Source organism: Pseudomonas sp. Tof1 (assembly GCF_055390395.1).
Genome location: NZ_AP024344.1, coordinates 1,933,113 through 1,956,895 on the forward strand (window position 1 = coordinate 1,933,113; position 23,783 = coordinate 1,956,895).

Here is a 23,783-nt window from a genome sequence, read left to right on the forward strand (position 1 = left end):
CTGTTCGGCCGCGGCGTCTGGATCGTCAGCAAGCCGGCTCCTGCGGGGTCAGCAACTGCACAGGGCGTTGTCCAGCACGCGGCGCAGTTCCAGCGGATGGTCGACGACCACATCGGCGCCCCAGTGATCGGGGTTGTCGTCCGGATGGATGTAACCGTAGCGCACCGCGGCGGTGCGGGTCCCGGCATCCCGACCCGATTCGATATCGCGCAGGTCGTCGCCGACGAACAGGACGCTGGCCGGGTCGAGGTCGAGCATCTTGCAGGCGAGGATCAGCGGCTCGGGGTCCGGCTTGCTCCGGGTGACGTGATCCGGGCAGATCAGCAGCGCCGAGCGCTCGGCCAGGCCGAGCTGCTGCATGATCGGCTCGGCGAAGCGCACCGGCTTGTTGGTGACCACACCCCAGACCAGCCTGGCCTTCTCGATATCCTCCAGCAGTTCGCCCATGCCGTCGAACAACCTGCTGTGCACCGCGCAGGCCTTGAGGTAGCGCTCGAGGAATTCCTGGCGCAGTTCCTCGAAGCCCGGTGACTCGGGGTCCATCATGAAGGTCACCGCCACCATCGCCCGGGCGCCGCCGGAGATCTCGTCGCGGATCAGCTTGTCGGCAATCGGCGGCAGCCCGCGATCAGCCAGCATGGCCTGGCAGATGGCGATGAAGTCCGGCGCGGTATCGAGCAGGGTGCCATCCATGTCGAAGAGAACCGCTCTCAAGCGCATCGGTCACTCCTCGCGCAGGGTCTGGATCATGTAGTTCACGCCCACGTCCGCGGCCAGCTTGTAGTGCTTGGTCAGTGGGTTGTAGGTCAGGCCGATGATGTCCTTGACCGCCAGGCCCGCCTGGCGGCTCCAGGCCCCTAGCTCGGATGGGCGGATGAACTTCTTGAAGTCGTGGGTGCCGCGCGGCAGCAGGCCCATGATGTATTCCGCACCGACGATGGCGAACAGGTAGGCCTTGGGGTTGCGGTTGATGGTGGAGAAGAACACCTGGCCGCCGGGTTTGACCATGCGGAAGCAGGCGCGGATCACCGACGACGGGTCGGGCACGTGCTCGAGCATCTCCAGGCAGGTGACCACGTCGAACTGCTCGGGCATTTCCTCGGCCAGGGCTTCGGCGGTGATCTGCCGGTATTCGACATCGACGCCCGATTCCAGCTGGTGCAACTGGGCCACGGCCAGTGGCGCTTCGCCCATGTCGATGCCCATGACGGTGGCACCGCGCTGGGCCATGGCTTCGCTGAGGATACCGCCGCCGCAGCCGACGTCGAGGACCTTCTTGCCGGCCAGCCTGACCCGCTCGTCGATCCAGTTGACCCGCAGCGGGTTGATGTCGTGCAGCGGCTTGAACTCGCTCTCGCGGTCCCACCAGCGGTGGGCCAGGGCTTCGAACTTGGCGATTTCGGCGTGGTCGACGTTGCTCATGGGGCTATTCTCCAAAGCTTGAAAATCAGGGTGATCCCGGGCTGTTGGCGCCCGGGACGATAATTCAGCAGGCGTGTCCGCCGATGCGCTGGCCCCAGTCCCGGGCCGCGGCGATCAGTCGCTGTTCATCCAGGCGGGTCAGGCGCCGGTCGTCGAGCAGTTGCCTGCCGCCGACCCACAGGTGTTGCACGCAGTCGCGTCCGCCGGCGTAGATCAGCGTGGACACCGGCTCGTAAATCGGTTGCTGGGCCAGTCCGCCGAGGTCGAAGGCGACGAGGTCCGCGGCCTTGCCGACCTCCAGGCTGCCGATTTCGTTGTCCAGGCCCAGGGCCCGTGCGCCGTTGAGGGTGGCCATGCGCAAGGCGCGATGGGCATCCAGGGCGCTGGCCGAACCGGCGACGGCCTTGGCCAGCAGGGCGGCGGTGCGGGTTTCCCCGAGCAGGTCGAGATCATTGTTGCTCGCCGCGCCATCGGTGCCTATGGCCACGTTGACACCGGCCTGCCACAGGCGTTCGACCGGGCAGAAGCCGCTGGCCAGTTTCAGGTTCGACTCCGGACAGTGGATCACGCTGGTGTTGCTTTCTACCAGCAAAGCCAGGTCTTCATCGCTGATTTGGGTCATGTGCACGGCTTGCAGGCGCGGTCCCAGCAGGCCGAGCCGGGCCAGCCGGGCGAGGGGGCGCTCGCCGTGCTGCTCGAGCGCCTGCTGGACTTCAAAGGCGGTTTCATGCACGTGCATGTGGATTGCCGCGTCGAGTTCTTCGGCGATCACGCGGATTTTTTCCAGGTTTTCGTCACCCACGGTATAAGGTGCATGTGGGCCGAAGGCTATCTTGATTCGGGGGTGGTGCTTGAGGTCGCCGAACAGTTCGATGGCCTGGCGCAGGGCTTCGTCGGTGCTGGCGGCCCCGGGGATCGGGAAATCGAGGATCGGCATGGCGATCTGTGCACGGATGCCGCTGTCATGCACGCACTCGCTGGCAACTTTCGGGTAGAAGTACATATCCGAAAAACAGCTGATCCCGCCCTTGATCTGTTCGGCGATAGCCAGGTCGGTGCCGTCGCGGACGAAGTCCTCGCTGACCCATTTGCCTTCGGCCGGCCAGATATGCTGCTCCAGCCAGGTCATCAGCGGCAGGTCATCGGCGAGGCCGCGGAACAGGGTCATGGCGGCATGCCCGTGGGCATTGACCAGGCCCGGAGCGAGCAGTGTCCCCGGCAGTTCGCGGACCTCTTCGGTCGCCAGCTTCAAGGCCTCGGCCCGCGGGCCGATAAACGCGATACGCCCGTCACGGATGCCCAGGCCGTGCTCCTTGAGGACCACGCCAGCCGGTTCGACAGGTACCAGCCAGGTGGGCAACAACAGCAGGTCGAGCGGGGCGGCGATGTTTGGCATCGGGGGCGGCTTCCAGGCTTCATGCATATATTGAGACAGCGAAGTATACCCGAGCGTCCAGGCGGGGTGATCGCTATAATCGACGGCTTTTGTTTCATCACTGCGGAGTGAGTCATGCGCGATCGGTTGTTGGCAGCGGAAAAGGTCAAGGCCATCGATTGGTGCCAGGGGACCTTGCGCCTGCTCGACCAGCGCATTCTGCCGTTCGAGCAGAACTGGCTGGATTGCGGCAGCGCCGTGGCGGTCGCCGAGGCGATTCGGCTGATGGCCGTGCGCGGCGCCCCGGCCATCGGCATCTGTGCGGCCTATGGCGTGGTGCTGGCGGCGCGGGCACGGCTTGCCGAAGGGGGCGACTGGACTGCGGCGCTGGAGGAGGATTTCGCCGTGCTGGCCGCTTCACGTCCGGCTGCGGACAGTTTGTCCTGGGCGCTGGGGCGCATGCGCGAGCGGCTGGGCCGGCTTCGCGAGGGCGCCGATCCGCTGGCGGCGCTGGAGGCCGAGGCGGTCGCCATCCACGACAGCGATCGCGAAGCCAACCTGACCATGGCGCAGTTGGGCGTCGAGCTGATTCGCAAGCATCAGGGCAATGCCCAGGCGATTCTTACCCATTGCAATACCGGGGCCCTGGCCACCGGTGGTTTCGGCACGGCGCTGGGGGTGATTCGCGGCGCCTTCGTCGAGGGCATGGTCGAGCGGGTCTATGTCGATGAAACCCGGCCCTGGCAGCAGGGTTCGCGCCTGACCGCCTGGGCGCTGGCCAGCGAAGGCATCCCGGTGACCGTGAGCGCCGATGCCGCCGCCGCCCAGGTCATGAAAACCAGGGGCGTGACCTGGGTCGTCATCAGTGCCGACCGCATTGCCGCCAATGGTGATGTGGCAAGCAGGATCGGTACTTACCAATTGGCCGTCTGCGCCATGCATCACGGCGTGCGCTTCATGGTGGTGGCCGCGAGTTCGACCATCGACCTGGCGTTGGCCAGCGGCGAGGAAATCGCCCCGCAGGAGCAGGGCGGCGATGAATTGCTGGGGGCGGACGGGAAGCGCCTCGATGTCTCCATGGAGACCTTCAGTCCGGTCTTCGACGTGACCCCGGCGGATCTGATCGATGTCATTGTGACCGAGAAGGGCATCGTCGAGCGGCCGGACACCGCCAAGATCGCTCAACTGATGTGCCGCAAGCGTCTGCACTGATCCGATTTTTTCCGGCCAACTGGCTTTTCCCGGCGATAAATGCCCGCATTTTGCTTCTAAGCCCCTCCGGATGCGCTCTCGGAGGGTTTCGTTGGTCGCCTGTCGGGTTCCTTGTGTATCCGGGGATAGGTGCGTGGCGGCGATTGTGATAACATCCGGCGGTTTCCAGGGTTGCCCGAACCGGCTGCCCTTACTGCGCAGATCCATGGCATAACTCGTTGATTTGTCGTAAGTCGCTGCCAGGCATCAGGTCGGCAGCGACAAGCTTCGTTCGTCCCATATGGATGTGACGAAGTTTCACCAGAAAAAGGAATCAGGCTTCTCATGGGCGAACTGGCCAAAGAAATCCTCCCGGTCAATATCGAAGACGAGCTGAAACAGTCCTACCTCGACTACGCGATGAGCGTGATCGTCGGACGGGCACTGCCCGATGCGCGTGATGGCTTGAAGCCCGTGCACCGGCGTGTGCTGTTCGCGATGAGCGAGCTGGGTAACGACTGGAACAAGCCGTACAAGAAATCTGCCCGTGTGGTCGGTGACGTGATCGGTAAGTATCACCCGCACGGTGATACCGCTGTATACGACACCATCGTTCGGATGGCGCAGCCATTCTCCCTGCGCTACCTGCTGGTCGACGGCCAGGGCAACTTCGGTTCCGTCGACGGCGACAACGCCGCGGCCATGCGATACACCGAAGTGCGCATGACCAAGCTGGCGCACGAGCTGCTGGCCGACCTGCACAAGGAAACCGTGGACTGGGTGCCCAACTATGACGGCACCGAGCAGATCCCGGCGGTCATGCCGACCCGTATCCCCAACCTGCTGGTCAACGGTTCCAGCGGTATCGCCGTGGGCATGGCGACCAACATCCCGCCGCACAACCTCGGCGAAGTGATCGACGGTTGTCTGGCGCTGATCGACAACCCCGATGTCACCGTCGACGAACTGATGCAGTACATCCCCGGTCCGGACTTCCCGACCGCGGGCATCATCAACGGCCGTGCCGGCATCATCGAGGCCTATCGCACCGGTCGCGGGCGCATCTACATGCGTGCCCGCTCGACCGTCGAGGATATCGACAAGGTCGGCGGTCGCCAGCAGATCGTCATCACCGAGCTGCCTTACCAGTTGAACAAGGCCCGCCTGATCGAGAAGATCGCCGAGCTGGTCAAGGAAAAGAAACTCGAAGGCATCACCGAGCTGCGCGACGAATCCGACAAGGAAGGCATGCGCGTGGTGATCGAGCTGCGCCGGGGCGAAGTGCCGGAGGTGGTGCTCAACAACCTCTACGCCCAGACCCAGTTGCAGAGCGTGTTCGGTATCAACATCGTGGCGCTGGTCGACGGCCGTCCGCGGATCCTCAACCTCAAGGACTTGCTGGAAGCCTTCGTTCGCCATCGTCGCGAAGTGGTGACCCGGCGTACCGTGTTCGAACTGCGCAAGGCGCGCGAGCGTGGCCATATCCTCGAAGGTCAGGCCGTGGCGCTGTCGAACATCGACCCGGTGATCGCCCTGATCAAGGCTTCGCCGACGCCGTCGGAAGCCAAGGAAGCGCTGGTCAGCACGCCCTGGGAGTCCAGCGCGGTGATGACCATGGTCGAGCGCGCTGGCGCCGATTCCTGCCGTCCGGAGAACCTCGATCCGCAATACGGCCTGCGTGACGGCAAGTACTACCTGTCGCCGGAGCAGGCCCAGGCCATCCTGGAGCTGCGCCTGCACCGCCTGACCGGCCTGGAGCACGAGAAGCTGCTGGCCGAGTACCAGGAGATCCTCAACCAGATCGGCGAGCTGATCCGCATCCTCAACAGCGCCGTACGCCTGATGGAAGTGATCCGCGAAGAGCTGGAGGTGATCCGTGCCGAGTACGGCGACGCGCGTCGCACCGAGATTCTCGATGCCCGCCTCGACCTGACCCTGGGCGACATGATCCCTGAAGAAGAGCGCGTGGTGACCATCTCCCACAGCGGCTACGCCAAGACCCAGCCGCTGTCGGCCTATCAGGCCCAGCGTCGTGGCGGCAAGGGCAAGTCGGCGACCGGCGTCAAGGATGAGGACTACATCTCCCACCTGCTGGTTGCCAACAGCCATGCCACGCTCCTGCTGTTCTCCAGCAAGGGCAAGGTCTACTGGCTCAAGACCTACGAGATTCCCGAGGCGTCCCGCGCCGCCCGCGGTCGCCCGCTGGTCAACCTGTTGCCGCTGGACGAGGGTGAGTACATCACCACCATGCTGCAGATCGACCTGGAGGCTCTGCAGCAAAGCGCCGGTGCCGATGACGAACTGGACGATGCCGATGATTCGGTGATCGAGGGCGAAGTGATCGAGGCCGATGACGTTGCCGATGCCGCCGAAGAAGTCGACGGTGATACCGCCGAGCTGGTGGCCGAGCCGACCGGTGCCTACATCTTCATGGCCACCGCGTTCGGTACGGTCAAGAAAACCCCGCTGGCCCAGTTCAGCCGTCCGCGTACCAGCGGCCTGATCGCCCTGAAGCTGAAGGAGGGCGATACCCTGATCGCCGCCGCGATCACCGACGGTGCCAAGGAAGTCATGCTGTTCTCTGATGCTGGCAAGGTGATTCGCTTCGCCGAAAGCGGCGTCCGCGAGATGGGGCGTGGTGCTCGTGGTATCCGTGGCATGCGGATCGGCAAGGGGCAGAAGCTGATCTCCATGCTGATTCCGGAGTCGGGTGCGCAGATCCTGACCGCTTCCGAGCGTGGTTTCGGCAAGCGTACGCCGCTGAGCAAGTTCCCGCGTCGTGGTCGTGGCGGCCAGGGCGTGATCGCCATGGTCACCAAGGACCGCAATGGCCAGTTGATCGGTGCGATCCAGGTGCAGGAAGGCGAGGAGATCATGCTGATTTCCGACCAGGGCACCCTGGTTCGTACCCGTGTCGACGAAGTTTCCAGCCTGGGTCGTAACACCCAGGGCGTGACCCTGATCAAGCTGGCCAATGACGAAACGCTGGTCGGCCTGGAACGGGTCCAGGAGCCGTCGGAAGTCGAGGGCGAGGAGCTGGAGGTTGCGGCGGACGTCGAGGTTGATGGCGAAATGCCAATCGACGGCGTGGTCGGCGATTCGTCTTCGGACGAGGCGGCCGATGAAGTTGAACGGCAGGATTAATTAAACGCCTGCGCCTGACGTTGTAGCTACTGTAGGGCAACCCATCGTTGGATGGTGGGTCGTGATCGAACGCGGAGCGGTCGTTGTCGGACCGCTTTGTCGTGTCAGGAGTATCGAGATTCGCTGAAGCCGGCGAGTCGTTCCTGCAGGGTGCCGGGCAGGCCTGGCGGCATGTATATCTTCAAGCATAGCGAGAGTGGATGTGAGCAAACGAGCCTATAACTTCTGCGCAGGTCCTGCTGCGCTGCCTGAAGCTGTCCTGTTGCGTGCCCAGTCGGAGTTGCTGGACTGGCAAGGCAAGGGGCTGTCGGTCATGGAAATGAGCCATCGCAGCGATGAGTTCGTCTCCATCGCCGAGCGGGCCGAGCAGGATCTGCGCGATCTGCTGGATATCCCCTCGAACTACAAGGTGCTGTTCCTGCAGGGCGGCGCCAGCCAGCAGTTTGCCCAGGTTGCGTTGAACCTGCTGCCGGAAACCGGCAAGGCCGACTACATCGAGACCGGTATCTGGTCGAAGAAGGCCATCGAGGAGGCTTCGCGTTTCGGTAACGTCAATGTCGCCGCCAGCGCCAAGTCCTACGATTACTTCGCCATTCCTGGCCAGAACGAGTGGAAGCTGTCGAAAGACGCTGCCTATGTTCACTACGTCTCGAACGAGACCATCGGCGGCCTGGAGTTCGACTGGATTCCGGAAACCGGCGACGTGCCGCTGGTCACCGACATGTCTTCGAACATTCTCTCGCGTGCGGTGGACGTTTCCCGTTTCGGCATGATCTACGCCGGTGCGCAGAAGAACATCGGCCCGAGCGGTATCGTCGTCAATATCGTGCGTGAAGACCTGCTGGGTCGTGCCCGTTCGATCTGCCCGACCATGCTCGACTACAAGGTCGCGGCCGACAACGGCTCGATGTACAACACCCCGCCGACCCTGGCCTGGTACCTCTCGGGCCTGGTGTTCCAGTGGCTCAAGGAGCAGGGCGGTGTCGAGGCCATCGGCAGGCTCAACGATCTGAAGCAGCGCACGCTGTATGACTTCATCGACGCCAGCGGCCTGTACAGCAACCCGGTCAACAAGAGCAACCGCTCGTGGATGAACGTGCCGTTCCGTCTGGCCGACGATCGCCTGGACAAGCCGTTCCTGGCCGGTGCCGACGCTCGCGGCCTGCTGAACCTCAAGGGGCACCGTTCCGTGGGCGGCATGCGTGCCTCCATCTATAACGCCGTGGGCATCGATGCGGTCAACGCGCTGGTGGCGTACATGGCAGAGTTCGAGAAGGAACACGGCTGATGGCTGAACAGGAACTCAAGGCGCTGCGCCTGCGTATCGACAGTCTCGATGAGAAAATTCTCGAACTGATCAGCGAGCGTGCCCGCTGCGCCCAGGAAGTCGCACGAGTGAAGATGGGCTCGCTGGCCGAGGGCGAAGTGCCGGTTTTCTATCGTCCCGAGCGTGAGGCCCAGGTGCTCAAGCGCGTCATGGAGCGCAACCAGGGGCCGCTGGGCAACGAGGAAATGGCGCGGTTGTTCCGCGAAATCATGTCCTCCTGCCTGGCCCTGGAGCAGCCGCTGAAAGTGGCCTATCTGGGCCCCGAGGGAACCTTCACCCAGGCGGCGGCGATGAAGCACTTCGGCCATGCGGTGATCAGCAAGCCGATGGCGGCGATCGACGAGGTGTTCCGCGAGGTTGCCGCCGGTGCGGTGAATTTCGGCGTAGTGCCGGTGGAGAACTCCACCGAGGGCGCGGTCAACCACACCCTCGACAGCTTCCTCGAGCACGACATGGTGATCTGCGGCGAAGTCGAGCTGCGCATTCACCATCACCTGCTGGTGGGTGAGAACACCAAGACCGACAGTATCAGTCGCATCTACTCCCACGCCCAGTCCCTGGCCCAGTGCCGCAAGTGGCTGGACGCCCATTACCCGAATGTCGAGCGCGTGGCGGTGTCGAGCAACGCCGAGGCGGCCAAGCGGGTCAAGGGCGAGTGGAACTCGGCGGCGATCGCCGGGGACATGGCGGCTGGCCTGTATGGTCTGACCCGCCTGGCCGAGAAGATCGAGGACCGTCCGGACAACTCCACGCGGTTCCTGATGATCGGCAACCAGGAAGTGCCGCCGACCGGCGACGACAAGACCTCGATCATCGTTTCCATGAGCAACAAGCCGGGTGCGCTGCACGAGCTGCTGGTGCCGTTCCACGACAATGGCATCGACCTGACGCGAATCGAAACCCGCCCTTCGCGCAGCGGCAAGTGGACCTATGTCTTCTTCATCGACTTCGTCGGCCATCACCGCGACCCGCTGGTCAAGGGTGTGCTGGAGAAGATCAGTCAGGAAGCGGTGGCGCTGAAGGTGCTGGGCTCCTACCCGAAAGCGGTTCTGTAAGGACGTTGAACATGAGTGGCGACTTCCTCGCCCTGGCGCAGCCGGGCGTGCAAAAACTTTCGCCTTACGTTCCGGGCAAGCCCGTGGATGAATTGGCGCGCGAGCTGGATATCGATCCGGCGAAGATCATCAAGCTGGCCAGTAACGAAAACCCGCTGGGCGCCAGTCCCAAGGCGCTGGCGGCGATTGCCGACGTGTTGGCCGAACTGACCCGCTACCCGGATGGCAATGGCTTCGAGTTGAAGCAGCGCCTGTCCGAGCTGTGCGGTGTGCAGGCCAGTCAGGTGACCCTGGGCAACGGTTCCAGCGATATTCTCGAACTGGTCGCCCGGGCCTACCTGGCCCCGGGGTTGAACGCGGTGTTCAGTGAGCATGCCTTTGCGATCTACCCGATCGTGACCCAGGCTGTGTCTGCCGATGCCCGTGTGGCGCCGGCCAGGGATTTCGGCCACGACCTGCCGGCGATGCTGGCGGCGATCGATGAGAACACCCGGGTGGTGTTCATCGCCAACCCGAACAACCCGACCGGGACCTGGTTCGGGCCGCAGGCGCTGGAAGCTTTCCTGGCCGCGGTTCCCGAGCGTGTGCTGGTGGTGCTGGACGAGGCCTATATCGAGTACGCCGCGGGTGATGATCTGCCCAATGGCCTGAACTACCTGGCGCGTTATCCGAACCTGCTGGTGTCCCGTACCTTCTCCAAGGCCTATGGCCTGGCGGCGCTGCGGGTCGGCTACGGGCTGTCGTCGCCGGCGGTGGCGGATATTCTCAATCGCGTGCGCCAGCCATTCAACGTCAACAGCCTGGCCCTGGTTGCCGCGCGTGCGGCCCTGGACGATGTCCAGTACGTCGCTCGCAGTCGCGAGTTGAACGAGGCGGGCATGCGGCAGCTGGAAGCCGGTTTCCGTGAGTTGGGCCTGGAGTGGATTCCTTCGCGGGCCAACTTCATCGCGGTCGATGTCGGTCGCGATGCCGGGCCGGTCTACCAGGACCTGTTGCGCGAAGGCGTGATCGTGCGCCCGATCGGGGGTTACGGGTTGCCGCGGCATCTGCGCGTCAGTATTGGCCTGGCCAGTGAAAACAGCCGTTTGCTCGAGGCTCTGGGCAAGGTTCTGGCCCGTGGTTGATGTCATGCCGATGCAATCTGTGACGCCTATGATCGGCCGCCTGGTGGTGGTCGGTCTCGGGCTGATTGGTGGTTCCTTTGCCAAGGGCCTGCGTGAAAGCGGCCTGTGCCGGGAAGTGGTGGGGGTCGATCTGAATCCGCAGTCGCGCCGCCTGGCGGTGGAGCTGGGGGTGGTCGATCGCTGCGAGGAAGACCTGGCGGCCGCTTGCCGCGGTGCCGATGTGATCCAGCTGGCGGTGCCGATCCTGGCCATGGAGAAGATGCTCGGCCTGTTGGCGGGCATGGACCTGGGTCAGGCTATTCTTACCGATGTGGGCAGTGCCAAGGGTAACGTGGTGCGTGCCGCTGGCGAGGCGTTTGGCGCCATGCCGACGCGGTTCGTGCCCGGTCACCCGATTGCCGGCTCCGAGCAGAGCGGGGTCGAGGCCTCCAATGCCAGGCTGTTCCGGCGGCACAAGGTGATCCTGACGCCGCTGGCCGAGACCGACGCGCAGGCGCTGGCCACGGTCGATGCGCTGTGGCGTGCGCTGGGGGCGGATGTGGAGCACATGGATGTCCAGCGGCACGATGAAGTGCTGGCGGCGACCAGTCATCTGCCGCACCTGCTGGCCTTCGGTCTGGTCGACTCCCTGGCCAAGCGCAACGAGAACCTGGAGATCTTCCGTTACGCCGCAGGCGGCTTCCGTGACTTCACGCGGATCGCCGGCAGCGACCCGGTCATGTGGCACGACATCTTCCTGGCCAACCGCGATGCGGTTCTGCGTGCACTGGATACCTTCCGCGGCGACCTGGACGTCCTGCGCGATGCCGTCGATGCAGGTGACGGGCATCAACTGCTGGATGTGTTCAAGCGGGCCCGGGCGGCGCGCGAACATTTCGGCAGGATCTTGGCCCGACGGGCCCGCAAGGACACAATGAACGTCAACGATGATCAGAAAGAGGCTCAGTCGTGAATATTCAAGCTCCAGTCATCGCCATCGACGGACCTAGCGGCTCGGGCAAGGGCACCATCGCCGGTTTGCTGGCCAAGCGTCTGGGCTGGTGTCTGCTGGACTCCGGCGCGCTCTACCGGTTGCTGGCCTTCGCGGCGCGTAATCATGGCGTCGACCTGACCAACGAGGAATCCCTCAAGTTGCTGGCCGCGCATCTCGATGTGCAGTTCATCGGTGCGACCGACGGTCAGCCGGAGCGCATCATCCTGGAAGGGGATGACGTCACCCAGGACATCCGCAACGAGTCGATCGGTGCCGGTGCTTCCCAGGTCGCTTCCCTGCCGGCGGTACGCGATGCGCTGCTGCAACGCCAGCGGGCATTTCGCGAGGCGCCCGGCCTGGTGGCCGACGGCCGCGACATGGGCACCGTGGTGTTTCCCGATGCGCCATTGAAGATCTTCCTGACCGCCAGCTCCGAGGAACGTGCCCGTCGCCGTTACTTGCAGTTGAAGGCCAAGGGCGATGATGTTAGTCTGTCGAGTCTGCTGGATGAGATACGTGCGCGTGATGAGCGTGACACCCAGCGCGCGGTGGCCCCGCTCAAGCCGGCGGCCGACGCGATACAGCTGGACTCCACGGAGTTGTCCATCGAGCAGGTGCTGGAACGCATCATGAGCGAGATCGCCATTCGCGATATCGCCGGGTGACCAAGAGGGGTGCAGGGGACCAGTCATAGTCCTGCATGGCCTCTTTCATATGAACGTAACCCACATCGTCTGGGGTGTGGCAGATGGGCGTATTCTTCGCCCTCATCAACAGGAATTAAAATGAGCGAAAGCTTTGCGGAACTCTTTGAAGAGAGCTTGAAGACCCTGAATCTTCAGGCTGGTTCGATCATCACCGGTGTTATCGTTGATATCGATTACCAAGCTCGTTGGGTAACTGTCCACGCTGGTCTGAAGTCTGAAGCTCTGATCCCGCTGGAACAGTTCTACACCGATGCTGGCGAACTGAACATCAACGTCGGTGACGAAGTTCACGTGGCGCTGGATTCGGTTGAAGATGGCTTTGGTGAAACCAAGCTGTCCCGTGAAAAAGCCAAGCGCGCTGAATGCTGGATCGTTCTGGAAGCAGCCTTCGCAGCCGAGGAAGTGGTCAAGGGCGTTATCAACGGTAAGGTTAAGGGCGGCTTCACTGTCGACGTTAACGGCATCCGTGCGTTCCTGCCAGGTTCCCTGGTTGACGTCCGTCCAGTGCGCGACACCACGCACCTGGAAGGCAAAGAGCTCGAGTTCAAGGTCATCAAGCTCGACCAGAAACGCAACAACGTTGTCGTTTCCCGCCGCAGCGTCCTGGAAGCCGAGAACTCCGCCGAGCGTGAAGCTCTGCTGGAATCCCTGCAGGAAGGCCAGCAGGTCAAGGGTATCGTCAAGAACCTCACCGACTACGGTGCATTCGTTGATCTGGGCGGCGTCGATGGCCTGCTGCACATCACCGACATGGCCTGGAAGCGCATCAAGCATCCATCGGAAATCGTCAACGTTGGCGACGAGATCGATGTCAAGGTTCTGAAGTACGATCGCGAGCGCAATCGTGTTTCCCTGGGCCTGAAGCAACTGGGCGAAGACCCATGGGTTGCCATCAAGGCTCGTTACCCAGAAAGCACCCGCGTGACCGCGCGTGTCACCAACCTGACCGACTACGGCTGCTTCGCTGAGCTGGAAGAAGGCGTTGAAGGTCTGGTGCACGTTTCGGAAATGGACTGGACCAACAAGAACATCCATCCTTCGAAAGTCGTACAAGTCGGCGACGAAGTGGAAGTCATGGTTCTGGACATCGACGAAGAGCGTCGTCGTATCTCCCTGGGCATCAAGCAGTGCAAGTCGAACCCATGGGAAGACTTCTCTGGCCAGTTCAACAAGGGCGACAAGATCTCCGGTACCATCAAGTCGATCACCGATTTCGGTATCTTCATCGGTCTGGACGGCGGTATCGACGGTCTGGTTCACCTGTCGGACATCTCCTGGAACGAAGTCGGCGAAGAAGCCGTACGTCGCTTCAAGAAGGGCGACGAGCTGGACACCGTCATCCTGTCGGTTGACCCAGAGCGTGAGCGCATCTCCCTGGGCATCAAGCAGCTGGAAAGCGATCCGTTCTCCGAGTACGTCTCGGTCAACGACAAGGGCGCTGTTGTCAAGGGCACCGTGAAAGAAGTTGACGCCAAAGGCGCCATCATCGTTCTGGCCGACGATATCGAAGCAACTCTGAAAGCCTCCGAAATCAGCCGTGACCGCGTTGAAGACGCGCGCAACGTCCTGAAAGAAGGCGAAGAAGTAGAAGCCAAGATCATCAGCGTTGATCGTAAGAGCCGCGTAATCCAGCTCTCGATCAAGTCGAAAGACGTTGAAGACGAGAAAGAAGCCATCCAGAGCCTGAAAGCCGCTCCGGAAGGTGAAGCAGCTGACACCACCATGGCTGCTCTGCTGCGTCAGGCAATGGCCAAACAGAACTGAGTTCTGTCTGACTGTTGAAAAAAGGGCGACTTCGGTCGCCCTTTTTTGTGCCTGGGATTTGCCTGTATCCGGCGCGAAACAAAATCGGTCTTGCGACTGTCATATTTATAAGTGTAAAGATGTTGGTGTCTGAGGCAGTCGTTGTTTCGTTGTCAGTGGCTTTTCTCAGGGCGTTGCCTGGATAAGGATGTAAATGAGCAAGCTCATAGCGGTAATCGCCCTGGCGTTGCTCGCCGGGTGCACCACCAATACCAAGACTCACGTCAGGCATGGGGTGAGTGGTATCGAGATCGATTGCTCGGGGCTCGGCTCCGGCTGGGACAAGTGCTACAAGCGCGCTGCTCGCGAGTGCAAGGCTCAGGGCTACAAGGTCGTGACCAAATCCAGTGATGCAAAGGATGAGGAGGGCGACTATCTGTTCGGCTGGAACCCCGCGGGCTCCGTCACCCGCACCATGCTGGTCATCTGTAATTAACCGCTACGGGCCCTCTCGGACCTCGACGCATCTTGTATGCAGATAAGTCAATGGGTGGGCTGTTCAAAACCATCCAGCCGTGCTACAACCTTCGAAATGCTTTTCCTAGCTGCTTGAAAAAGAAGGGAAAAATATGACGAAGTCGGAGTTGATCGAACGAATTGTCACCCATCAGGGCCTGCTCTCGTCCAAGGATGTCGAGCTGGCCATCAAGACCATGCTTGAGCAGATGTCCCAGTGCCTGGCGACCGGAGATCGGATCGAAATTCGTGGGTTCGGTAGCTTTTCCCTGCATTATCGCGCACCAAGGGTAGGGCGTAACCCGAAGACCGGTCAATCGGTCAGCCTGGACGGCAAGTTCGTGCCGCATTTCAAGCCGGGCAAGGAGTTGCGTGATCGGGTGAACGAAGAAGAGGAGAGCGATCACTGATCAGCTTGCCAGGTTCAATGGCCTGTTGATTGTGGCGGTATGTACTACGACTGCTTGGTAGCGGTGTGTTTCTGGATCGCCTGAAGGTGTAGTTGGCAATATTCTCCGATCAGAATTGGAACTCAGGCCTCTCTGAGCTAGCGCTCTGATAGAGGTAGGAAGTTTCGCCATACTGACTTGCTCCATTGAGTTGTATATTGCTGGTTTTTCCTCCCGATACTGAACGGGCTGTTTTTCCTGGGCTGGTTGGCATCCTGTTTTGGGGAGTGCGACGGGCCGGAATGCCCATACCCCTCGCGTTTCGTCCCTGTCTTTTTGTCTTCCGCTTTTCCTGTTCGTGATGGCAAGCATCGAGTTGTTGCGTAGAATGCGCCCTTGCTCCGAGTTCAGGCCTTGCATGCACCGCTTCTGAGGCTGCGATTGGCTGATGAAGCAAGCTTCTCTGCCGGGTGAGCTGCACTCGGTTACCTCGATGCCATTGACTTTGCGTCAGGGCAGATCGCCTTCTGGGCGTAATTTCATGTTTCCTGCGTTTGTTTGGAACTTGTCGGGTCGAGTGGGCGGCGAGCTTTCCTGAATATCTTATTTTGAGTGTGTCCGGGATCTTGAGTCTGATGATGATTTTCTTGTGCTGTCTGATCGTTTTGACGGTGTCGCTGTTTTTGACAGGAGCGCTTCGCCGTTATGCATTGGCACGCAGCCTGATGGATGTTCCCAACGAGCGCAGTTCCCATTCCGTTGCGACTCCCCGCGGTGGTGGCGTGGCGATTGTCATCAGCTTCCTGGCGGTTTTGCCGATTCTGGCGCTGATGGGTATTCTGCCCTGGCCGACGGTCTGGGATTTCTGGGGGCGGCGGCGCCGTCGCTGTAGTCGGTTTTCTCGACGATCATGGGCATATCGCTGCGCGTTGGCGATTGCTGGCGCACTTTTCCAGTGCGGCATGGCTGCTTTTCTGGTTGGGTGGCCTGCCACCGCTGGAGATTTTTGGCGTCCAGGTCAGCCTGGGAGTGGCAGGCTCGATTCTGGCGGCGTTCTATCTGGTCTGGATGCTCAATCTCTACAACTTCATGGATGGCATCGACGGGATTGCCAGCGTCGAGGCGGTGACAGCCTGTCTGGGAGCCTGTCTTGTCCATATGCTCGGGGGCGAGACAGCCCTGGTCTGGCCGTCATTGCTGTTGGCCCTGGCTGTGTGTGGTTTTCTATACTGGAACTTTCCACCTGCCCGTATATTCATGGGTGATGCTGGCAGTGGTTTTCTGGGGCTGGTGCTTGGAGGGCTTTCCCTTCATGCCGCCTGGGTCAAACCCCAACTGCTCTGGGTCTGGCTGATTCTGTTAGGGGTCTTCGTGGTCGATGCCACGTTCACCCTGGTGCGACGCCTCTTGCGTGGGGACAAGGTCTACCAGGCTCATCGCAGCCATGCCTATCAGTACGCGTCACGGCAGTTGGGCAGCCATTTGCCGGTGACACTGGCAGTGGCAGCCATCAACGTTTGCTGGTTGCTGCCGATCGCCTTGTGCGTCGGGCTGTCGATACTCGATGGTATCACCGGGTTGCTGATCGCCTACGTGCCTCTGGTCTTTCTGGCGTTCAGGTTTCATGCCGGTGAGCTGGAGAAAGCGGGCTGAGCCAAGGTTTTCCCAGGTTGTGGCTCAATGTATTGATGGCGGTATGTGCTGCTTTTTCGGATATAGGCTTTAGAGGGATTATGGATAAGATTCGAGCCTTTTTGCTGGGTCTCCCGCGTCGGCAAAAGCGCATTCTTCAAGTGATTGCCGACATCTTCCTGGTCTGGCTGGCCCTGTGGATGTCGTTCGTCGTCAGGCTGGGGCTGGACGATGTGATCAACCCGCTCGCTCAACACCGCTGGTTGTTTCTCTCCGCTCCCGTTGTGTCCATTCCATTGTTCATAAAGTTCGGCCTGTATCGTGCCGTGATGCGCTATTTCGGCAATGATGCGCTGATCGCCATCGTCAAGGCCGTGAGCCTGTCCGCGTTGATCCTCGGGGTTGTGGTCTACCTCTACAGCAATCACCAGACGCTGGTTCCCCGTTCCATCATGTTCAACTACTGGTGGCTGAGCCTGATCATGATCGGTGGCCTGCGTTTGGCCATGCGCCAGTATTTCCTTGGCGACTGGTTCGGTACCACCCAGCACATGCCGTTTGCCAACCGTGACAACGGTTTGACGAAGGTGGCGGTGTACGGCGCCGGAGCCGCCGGCAACCAGCTGGTTGCGGCCTTGCGGATGGGGCGGGCCATGCAGCCTGTCGCTTTCATCGATGATGACAACAGTATTGCCGACCGCAGTATCTCGGGTTTGAAGGTCTACAAGCCCAAGCATATCCAGCAGATGATCGACGCCACCGGGGCTCAGGAAATCCTCCTGGCGATTCCTTCTTCTTCGCGTGCCAGGCGTCGGGAGATTCTCGCTCTTCTCGAGGGCTTTCCGTTGCACGTGCGCAGCGTGCCCGGCTTCATGGACCTGGCCAGCGGGCGCGTCAAGGTCGATGACATCCAGGAAGTCGACATCGCCGACCTGCTCGGGCGTGATGCCGTGCCTGCCCAGGCCGAGCTGCTCGAACATTGCATCAAGGGGCGTTCGGTTCTGGTGACAGGGGCTGGCGGTTCCATCGGCTCGGAACTCTGCCGGCAGATCCTGGCCCTGCGCCCGACGACGCTGCTGCTGTTCGAGCACAGCGAGTTCAATCTCTACAGCATTCTGTCCGAGCTCGAGCGCCGGGTGGATCGTGAGTCGCTGTCCGTGCGCCTGCTGCCGATCCTCGGTTCGGTGCGCAACCAGGACAAGCTGCTGTCGGTGATGAAGACCTGGCATGTCGAAACGGTCTATCACGCCGCGGCCTACAAGCATGTGCCAATGGTCGAGCACAACATCGCCGAAGGCGTACTGAACAACGTGATCGGCACGCTCAACACCGCCCAGGCGGCATTGCAGGCGGGGGTGGCCAACTTCGTGCTGATTTCCACCGACAAGGCGGTGCGCCCGACCAACGTCATGGGCAGCACCAAGCGACTGGCCGAGCTGACCTTGCAGGCTCTCAGTCGCGAACAGGCGCCAGTGCTCTTCGGTGACTCGGGCAACGTATCGCGGGTCAACAAGACCCGTTTCACCATGGTCCGCTTCGGCAACGTGCTAGGGTCGTCGGGCTCGGTGATCCCGCTGTTCCACAAGCAGATCAAGGCGGGTGGCCCGCTGACGGTGACGCATCCGAAGATCACCCGCTACTTCATGACCATCCCCGAGGCCGCGCAACTGGTGATCCAGGCCGGCTCCATGGGGCAGGGCGGCGACGTCTTCGTCCTCGACATGGGTGAGCCGGTCCGGATCGTCGAGTTGGCCGAGAAGATGATTCATCTTTCCGGCTTGAGCATCCGCTCCGACAAGAACCCCCATGGCGATATCGCCATCGAGTTCTCCGGTCTTCGTCCGGGAGAAAAGCTTTACGAAGAGTTGCTGATTGGCGACAACGTGGCGGCGACCCCCCATCCGATGATCATGACCGCCCATGAAGACATGCTGCCCTGGGATGTGCTCAAGTTGCGCCTGGCCGAACTGCTCGCGGCCGTGGAAAACGATGATTACGCACGGGTCCGGCAATTGCTGCGGGAAACGGTCAGTGGTTATGCGCCGGATGGCGAGATCGTCGACTGGATCTACCAGCAGCGCCGCATGGAGCCCTGAGCTACACACCCGGTAACGGCCTGGCTTTTGACAGGCTCCGGGCATCACCTAGGTTTGAAAGGCAGCTTCGGAAAAGCTGCTTTTCCCCTACGATGCCATGGAGTGACATTTATGCGTACAGGCGTTCTTCCTTCCCTGCTGTTAACCCTTCTGCTCGGCGCCAACGGTGCCGTCAATGCCGCACCGGCGGCTCAGCATCAAACCCCGGTGCCCAGCCAGGCCGCGCCTGCGGCCAAGGTCGGCAAGGTCAATCTCAACACCGCCGATGCCGAAACCATCCAGCGCGAGCTGTCCGGTATCGGCGAAGCCAAGGCCCAGGCCATCGTTGCCCATCGGGAGGCGAACGGACCTTTCTCTTCGGTGGATGAATTGCTTGAGGTGAAAGGCATCGGCAAGGCGATTCTCGACAGGAATCGCGACCAGCTGGATATCAATTGACGTTGTTTGACTGAGGCTGGAGGCTGGTCGAAAGACCGGTCTCCTGTAGCGATGGGGAGCTTGCAGCCCTATTCGACCTGATCCTTCAGGTGCGCCTTGGTCACTTCCAGGATCTTCTTCGCCAGCTCCGGATCTTCGGCACTGCGCGACATCACCAGTGCGCCCACCAGGGTCGCCAGCATGACGATACTTTGCTCTTCGGCATCCGGCCCCGAGCCCAGTGCGGTTTCCACCTGCTTGAGGCGCGATTCGATCACCGTATCGGTGGTTGGGCTGGGTTCGCCACGCTGGCCCAGCTCCGAGCACATGGTCGGAATCGGGCAGCCGTGTTCGGGGGTGGTCAGGTGCCACTCGGAGAGGTAGCTGTCGATGAACGACTGCAGGGGCTTGTCCTGGCTGAACAGCATGTCGCAATGTACGTCCAGTTCCGCCGCCGCTTCCTGCAAGGCCTTTTCGACCAGTTCATCCTTGGACTTGAAGTGCGCGTAGAAACCGCCATGGGTCAGCCCCAAGGCTTTCATCAGCGGCTGCAGGCCGGTGGCACCGATGCCGTCGCGGCGAAAACGGGCCGCCGCTTCCTTGATGATGCGCTCGTGGGTCTGGGCTTTATGGTCTTGCGAATAGCGCATGGCGGAGCCTCCAAATCTGCAGTCAATGATAACTGCGACTTGGAGGTGAATTGCCATACTTTTTTGTTGAAGTGTTCAATATTGTTCAAGCAGCGGCTGTCAGCGGTTCTGCGCGTCCTTGGCATCCGCCTCGGCGTTGCGTTGCTGGACGCGTCGGCGCTGTTCGTCCGTCAGTTCCACCTTGTTGGCGGTGTCACGCAGCATCATCAGGCCGCCAACGATGGAGCCGACCGCCACCACGATGATCAACCAGGCATACCAGGGCATAGGGTTCTCCTCGATGGGCCGCTGCGGCACGAACGGTTCGTGCGCGATGGCGGCCCTTGCCACTTTGAGTGAAGCGCTTTCTCAGTGGTTCAATTGTAAACCCGTCAGGCCCCGATGATGCTCACAGTCCGGTCAGCATCGCATCTGCCGGGGCAGCGGCGCGCAGTTGGCCGGTGAGCAGGAAGTAGAGGAAACCGGCGGCCATGAAAGCGACGAAGATCAGGCCGATCAGGGCATTGAACCAGGCCATGGCAATCAGGCAGATCACCGCCAGGACCAGCGCGATCGCGGGCACGAACGGATAGCCCGGCGCGCGGAAGGTGCGTTCCAGTGCCGGTTCGGTCCGACGCAGGCGGAACAGGCTGAGCATGCTCATGATGTACATGACGATGGCGCCGAACACCGCCATGGTGATCATCGCCGCGGTCAGGGTCAGGCCGCCCAGGTTGATCAGGCCGTCGCTGTAGATGGCGGCGATGCCGACCAGGCCGCCGGCGATAATGGCACGGTGCGGGGTCTGGAAGCGCGACAGTTTCGCCAGCGACGCCGGCAGGTAGCCGGCGCGGGCCAGGGCGAAGAACTGCCGCGAGTAGCCGAGAATGATTCCGTGGAAGCTCGCCACCAGGCCGAACAGGCCGATCCAGACCAGCATGTGCAGCCAGCCCGAGCTGTCGCCGACCACGGCTTTCATTGCCTGGGGCAACGGGTCGTTGATGTTCGACAGGGTGCGCCAGTCGCCGACGCCGCCGGCGAAGAACATCACGCCCATGGCCAGCAATACCAGGGTCAGGATGCCGCTGATGTAGGCCTTGGGAATGGTCCGTTTCGGATCCTTGGCTTCCTCGGCGGCCATGGCCGCGCCCTCGATCGCCAGGAAGAACCAGATGGCGAAGGGGATGGCGGCGAAGATCCCGGCAATCGCCGGGGCACCGAAGCTGTCCGCACCGGCCCAGCCGTTGAGGACGAAATGGCTGAAGCTGAAAGCCGGGGCGACCACTCCCATGAACACCAGCAGTTCAGCCACCGCGAGGATGCACACCACCAGCTCGAAGGTGGCGGCCAGCTGGACGCCGAGAATGTTCAGGCCCATGAACACGATATAGGCGCCGACGGCGGCATGCCGGGGATCGAGCGCCGGGAACTGCACGTTCAGGTAGGCACCGATGGCCAGGGCGATGGCCGGTGGCGCGAAGACGAACTCGATCAGGGTCGCGAGGCCGGCGATCAGCCCGCCTTTCTCGCCGAACGCCCGTCGGCTGTAGGCAAATGGCCCGCCGGCATGGGGAATGGCGGTGGTCAGCTCGGTGAAGCTGAAAATGAAGCAGGTGTACATCGCCGCGACCATCAGCGAGGTCACCAGGAAGCCGAGCGTGCCGGCCACGCCCCAGCCATAGCTCCAGCCGAAATATTCGCCGGAAATCACCAGGCCTACCGCGATGCCCCATAGATGCAACGTGCCCAGCGTGGGTTTGAGTCGAGTGTTCATGTGTTTCTCCCTGAACCGTTTGGATACTGCTCGGATCAGGCGTTTGCAGCGGGCGTGCCAGTGACGCAAGGTGTGTCGCAAAGCCGGAAAGGCTGTCGTATCGAGGATATTTCGCCGAGGTTGCCCCGGATTTCGACTTTAATTGGTGCAAGTGCGGGCGTTTATGGCGCGTGTTCGGCACATTTGCCGATCACCGGGTCCCGATCGTCCCCGCGTTCCGCTACAATGCGCGCCGATTTCGACTTGCCTGAGAGCCCTCCATGTCCGCCTGCCAGACTCCCATCATCGTCGCCCTGGATTACCCCACCCGTGACGCCGCCCTGAAACTGGCCGATCAGCTGGACCCGAAACTGTGCCGGGTCAAGGTCGGCAAGGAACTGTTCACCAGTTGCGCCTCGGAGATTGTTGGCACCCTGCGCGACAAGGGTTTCGAGGTGTTCCTGGACCTCAAGTTCCACGATATTCCCAACACCACCGCCATGGCGGTCAAGGCTGCGGCGGAGATGGGCGTGTGGATGGTCAACGTGCACTGCTCCGGCGGCCTGCGCATGATGGCGGCTTGCCGTGAGGTACTGGAGCAGCGCAGCGGGCCCAAGCCACTGCTGATCGGCGTGACCGTGCTGACCAGCATGGAGCGTGAAGACCTGGCCGGTATCGGCCTGGACGTCGAGCCACAGGTGCAGGTATTGCGCCTGGCAGCCCTGGCCGAGAAGGCCGGGCTGGATGGCCTGGTGTGCTCGGCGCTGGAAGCCAGCGCGCTGAAGAGCGCGCATCCCGGCCTGCAACTGGTGACGCCGGGGATTCGTCCGGCTGGCAGTGCGCTGGACGACCAGCGTCGCATCCTGACGCCGCGTGAGGCACTGGAGGCCGGTTCCGACTACCTGGTGATCGGCCGGCCGATCAGCAAGGCAGCCGATCCTGCGCAGGCGCTGGCCGCGGTGGTCGCCGAGCTGGCCTGATCAGCACAGCCCCCGCGTTTCTGTAGAAGCCGGCGCATCGCCGGCTTCTACAGGCAAGGTGCTCTGCACCTTGTCGGGCAGGCTCAGGACACCTTCAGCACCAGCTTGCCGAAGTTCTCCCCGCTGAACAGCTTCGCCAGCGTCTCGGGGAAGGTTTCCAGCCCCTCGACGATATCTTCCTTGCTCTTGAGCTGCCCCTTGGCCATCCAGCCGGCCATCTCCTGCCCGGCGGCGGCGAACTGCGCGGCGTAGTCCATCACCACGAACCCCTCCATACGCGCGCGATTGACCAGCAGCGCCAGGTAGTTGGCCGGGCCCTTCACCGCTTCCTTGTTGTTGTACTGGCTGATCGCACCGCAGATCACCACGCGCGCCTTGAGGTTCAGACGGGTCAGCACGGCATCGAGGATGTCGCCGCCGACGTTGTCGAAATACACGTCGACGCCCTTGGGGCATTCGCGTTTCAGCCCGGCGCCGACATCCTCGCTCTTGTAGTCGATGGTGCCGTCGAAGCCCAGTTCGTCGACCAGGAAGCGGCACTTCTCGGCTCCTCCGGCAATCCCGACCACCCGGCAGCCCTTGAGCTTGGCGATCTGCCCGGCAATGCTGCCCACCGCCCCGGCGGCACCGGAGATCACCACGGTTTCACCGGCTTTCGGCGCACCGACATCCAGCAGCGCGAAGTAGGCGGTCATCCCGGTCATGCCCAGTGCCGACAGGTAGCGCGGCAGCGGTGCCAGTTTCGGATCGACCTTGTAGAAACCGCGTGGCTCGCCAAGGAAGTAGTCCTGCACCCCCAGGGCACCGTTGACGTAGTCGCCGACCGCGAAGCCCGGATGATTCGAGGCGATCACCTGGCCGACGCCCAGTGCCCGCATCACTTCGCCCAGGCCCACCGGCGGGATGTAGGACTTGCCTTCGTTCATCCAGCCGCGCATCGCCGGGTCGAGGGAAAGGTATTCGTTCCTGACCAGGATCTGGTTGGCGCCCGGCTCACCCACGGGGACTTCCTGGTAGGTAAAGGTCTCGCGGGTCGCGGCCCCGACCGGACGTTTGGCCAGCAGGAATTGGCGATTGTTCTGGGTGGTCATGGCAGGTACTCGATGAGGTCAATGAAGCCTTGTAGATAGACCCTGAGCGCCGCCAGGGCAAGTTTTGCCGGTCGGGCGAATAGGGGGCGATCCACTGCGTTGATAGTGATACGCGGGCGTTTATCACCACAACTTATCACTCCGGTGCATGAAGCGCTAACCGGCCTCCTGATAGTGCTGCCCGGTGATGCCGGCCTCTGGCTAGACTCAGCCCGAACG

At 62.0% G+C, this 23,783-nt stretch carries 19 protein-coding genes and 2 pseudogenes; 14 read left to right on the forward strand and 7 right to left on the reverse strand.

The genetic code is table 11. From position 1 onward, the window contains the following. Positions 1 to 48: 48 nt before the first annotated feature. From mupP to ACZ5KU_RS09015, 3 genes are all read right to left on the reverse strand, one after another. Positions 49 to 720 carry an N-acetylmuramic acid 6-phosphate phosphatase MupP gene (mupP, locus tag ACZ5KU_RS09005; RefSeq protein ID WP_054060541.1) on the reverse strand — a complete coding sequence of 224 codons (672 nt, stop codon included), beginning with the start codon at positions 718 to 720 and terminating at the stop codon, positions 49 to 51. A gap of 3 nt (positions 721 to 723) precedes the next feature. Next, on the reverse strand, positions 724 to 1,422 hold the full coding sequence (gene ubiG, locus ACZ5KU_RS09010; RefSeq protein ID WP_054060540.1) for a bifunctional 2-polyprenyl-6-hydroxyphenol methylase/3-demethylubiquinol 3-O-methyltransferase UbiG: 699 nt from the start codon (positions 1,420 to 1,422) through the stop codon (positions 724 to 726). A 64-nt stretch (positions 1,423 to 1,486) separates the two neighbouring features. Continuing rightward, on the reverse strand, positions 1,487 to 2,818 hold the full coding sequence (locus ACZ5KU_RS09015) for a TRZ/ATZ family hydrolase (RefSeq protein ID WP_464737040.1): 1,332 nt from the start codon (positions 2,816 to 2,818) through the stop codon (positions 1,487 to 1,489). 114 nt (positions 2,819 to 2,932) lie between these two features. On the opposite strand from ACZ5KU_RS09015, the gene mtnA reads away from it, so the two are divergent. The 13 genes and pseudogenes from mtnA to ACZ5KU_RS09080 all read left to right on the forward strand — a co-directional run bounded on the left by mtnA (position 2,933) and on the right by ACZ5KU_RS09080 (position 19,132). Beyond that, the gene (gene mtnA, locus ACZ5KU_RS09020; protein ID WP_273824135.1) at positions 2,933 to 4,009 is read left to right on the forward strand and encodes an S-methyl-5-thioribose-1-phosphate isomerase; all 1,077 of its coding nucleotides are present in this window, start codon (positions 2,933 to 2,935) and stop codon (positions 4,007 to 4,009) included. 324 nt (positions 4,010 to 4,333) lie between these two features. Further along, a complete protein-coding gene (gene gyrA / locus ACZ5KU_RS09025; RefSeq protein ID WP_054056885.1) occupies positions 4,334 to 7,132 on the forward strand; it encodes a DNA gyrase subunit A in 2,799 nt (932 codons plus the stop codon). 202 nt (positions 7,133 to 7,334) lie between these two features. Then, a complete protein-coding gene (gene serC, locus ACZ5KU_RS09030) occupies positions 7,335 to 8,420 on the forward strand; it encodes a 3-phosphoserine/phosphohydroxythreonine transaminase (RefSeq protein WP_054056887.1) in 1,086 nt (361 codons plus the stop codon). Beyond that, the gene (pheA, locus tag ACZ5KU_RS09035) at positions 8,420 to 9,514 is read left to right on the forward strand and encodes a prephenate dehydratase (RefSeq protein ID WP_017906408.1); all 1,095 of its coding nucleotides are present in this window, start codon (positions 8,420 to 8,422) and stop codon (positions 9,512 to 9,514) included. Before serC ends, pheA begins: the two co-directional genes overlap by 1 nt. Before the next feature lie 11 nt (positions 9,515 to 9,525). Next, a complete protein-coding gene (gene hisC / locus ACZ5KU_RS09040; protein ID WP_464737041.1) occupies positions 9,526 to 10,638 on the forward strand; it encodes a histidinol-phosphate transaminase in 1,113 nt (370 codons plus the stop codon). A 10-nt stretch (positions 10,639 to 10,648) separates the two neighbouring features. Further along, positions 10,649 to 11,566 (forward strand): annotated as a pseudogene (locus ACZ5KU_RS09045) (prephenate dehydrogenase/arogenate dehydrogenase family protein); the annotation flags it as partial. A 20-nt stretch (positions 11,567 to 11,586) separates the two neighbouring features. Next, the gene (cmk, locus tag ACZ5KU_RS09050; RefSeq protein ID WP_017906411.1) at positions 11,587 to 12,276 is read left to right on the forward strand and encodes a (d)CMP kinase; all 690 of its coding nucleotides are present in this window, start codon (positions 11,587 to 11,589) and stop codon (positions 12,274 to 12,276) included. A gap of 120 nt (positions 12,277 to 12,396) precedes the next feature. Next, positions 12,397 to 14,082, forward strand: a complete 1,686-nt coding sequence (gene rpsA, locus ACZ5KU_RS09055; protein ID WP_010449734.1) for a 30S ribosomal protein S1 — start codon at positions 12,397 to 12,399, stop codon at positions 14,080 to 14,082. Between the two features lie 193 nt (positions 14,083 to 14,275). Beyond that, positions 14,276 to 14,557, forward strand: coding sequence for a hypothetical protein (locus tag ACZ5KU_RS09060; protein ID WP_054056882.1), 282 nt, complete (start codon positions 14,276 to 14,278; stop codon positions 14,555 to 14,557). Between the two features lie 133 nt (positions 14,558 to 14,690). Next, positions 14,691 to 14,987: an integration host factor subunit beta gene (gene ihfB, locus ACZ5KU_RS09065; RefSeq protein ID WP_054056881.1), complete on the forward strand. Its 297-nt coding sequence runs from the start codon at positions 14,691 to 14,693 to the stop codon at positions 14,985 to 14,987. A 614-nt stretch (positions 14,988 to 15,601) separates the two neighbouring features. After that, positions 15,602 to 16,619, forward strand: a pseudogene (locus tag ACZ5KU_RS09070) (MraY family glycosyltransferase). Between the two features lie 80 nt (positions 16,620 to 16,699). Further along, positions 16,700 to 18,694: a polysaccharide biosynthesis protein gene (locus ACZ5KU_RS09075; RefSeq protein WP_054056879.1), complete on the forward strand. Its 1,995-nt coding sequence runs from the start codon at positions 16,700 to 16,702 to the stop codon at positions 18,692 to 18,694. A gap of 111 nt (positions 18,695 to 18,805) precedes the next feature. After that, positions 18,806 to 19,132 (forward strand): ComEA family DNA-binding protein, encoded by a 327-nt coding sequence (locus ACZ5KU_RS09080; RefSeq protein ID WP_464737042.1) that lies wholly within the window; start codon positions 18,806 to 18,808, stop codon positions 19,130 to 19,132. Positions 19,133 to 19,200: 68 nt separating this feature from the next. Here ACZ5KU_RS09080 and ACZ5KU_RS09085 read toward each other — a convergent pair whose 3' ends face one another. From ACZ5KU_RS09085 to eat, 3 genes are all read right to left on the reverse strand, one after another. Next, positions 19,201 to 19,761, reverse strand: coding sequence for a TetR/AcrR family transcriptional regulator (locus ACZ5KU_RS09085; protein ID WP_017906749.1), 561 nt, complete (start codon positions 19,759 to 19,761; stop codon positions 19,201 to 19,203). 99 nt (positions 19,762 to 19,860) lie between these two features. Beyond that, the gene (locus tag ACZ5KU_RS09090; RefSeq protein WP_081005883.1) at positions 19,861 to 20,028 is read right to left on the reverse strand and encodes a DUF2897 family protein; all 168 of its coding nucleotides are present in this window, start codon (positions 20,026 to 20,028) and stop codon (positions 19,861 to 19,863) included. A 121-nt stretch (positions 20,029 to 20,149) separates the two neighbouring features. Next, positions 20,150 to 21,514: an ethanolamine permease gene (eat, locus tag ACZ5KU_RS09095; RefSeq protein WP_054056877.1), complete on the reverse strand. Its 1,365-nt coding sequence runs from the start codon at positions 21,512 to 21,514 to the stop codon at positions 20,150 to 20,152. Between the two features lie 260 nt (positions 21,515 to 21,774). Here eat and pyrF point away from each other — a divergent pair, with 260 nt between their 5' ends. Next, complete coding sequence (gene pyrF / locus ACZ5KU_RS09100; protein ID WP_054063910.1) at positions 21,775 to 22,473, forward strand: orotidine-5'-phosphate decarboxylase; 699 nt, start codon at positions 21,775 to 21,777, stop codon at positions 22,471 to 22,473. Positions 22,474 to 22,556: 83 nt separating this feature from the next. Here pyrF and ACZ5KU_RS09105 read toward each other — a convergent pair whose 3' ends face one another. Further along, positions 22,557 to 23,564, reverse strand: coding sequence for an NADP-dependent oxidoreductase (locus ACZ5KU_RS09105; protein ID WP_054056875.1), 1,008 nt, complete (start codon positions 23,562 to 23,564; stop codon positions 22,557 to 22,559). Between the last annotated feature and the right edge of the window lie 219 nt (positions 23,565 to 23,783).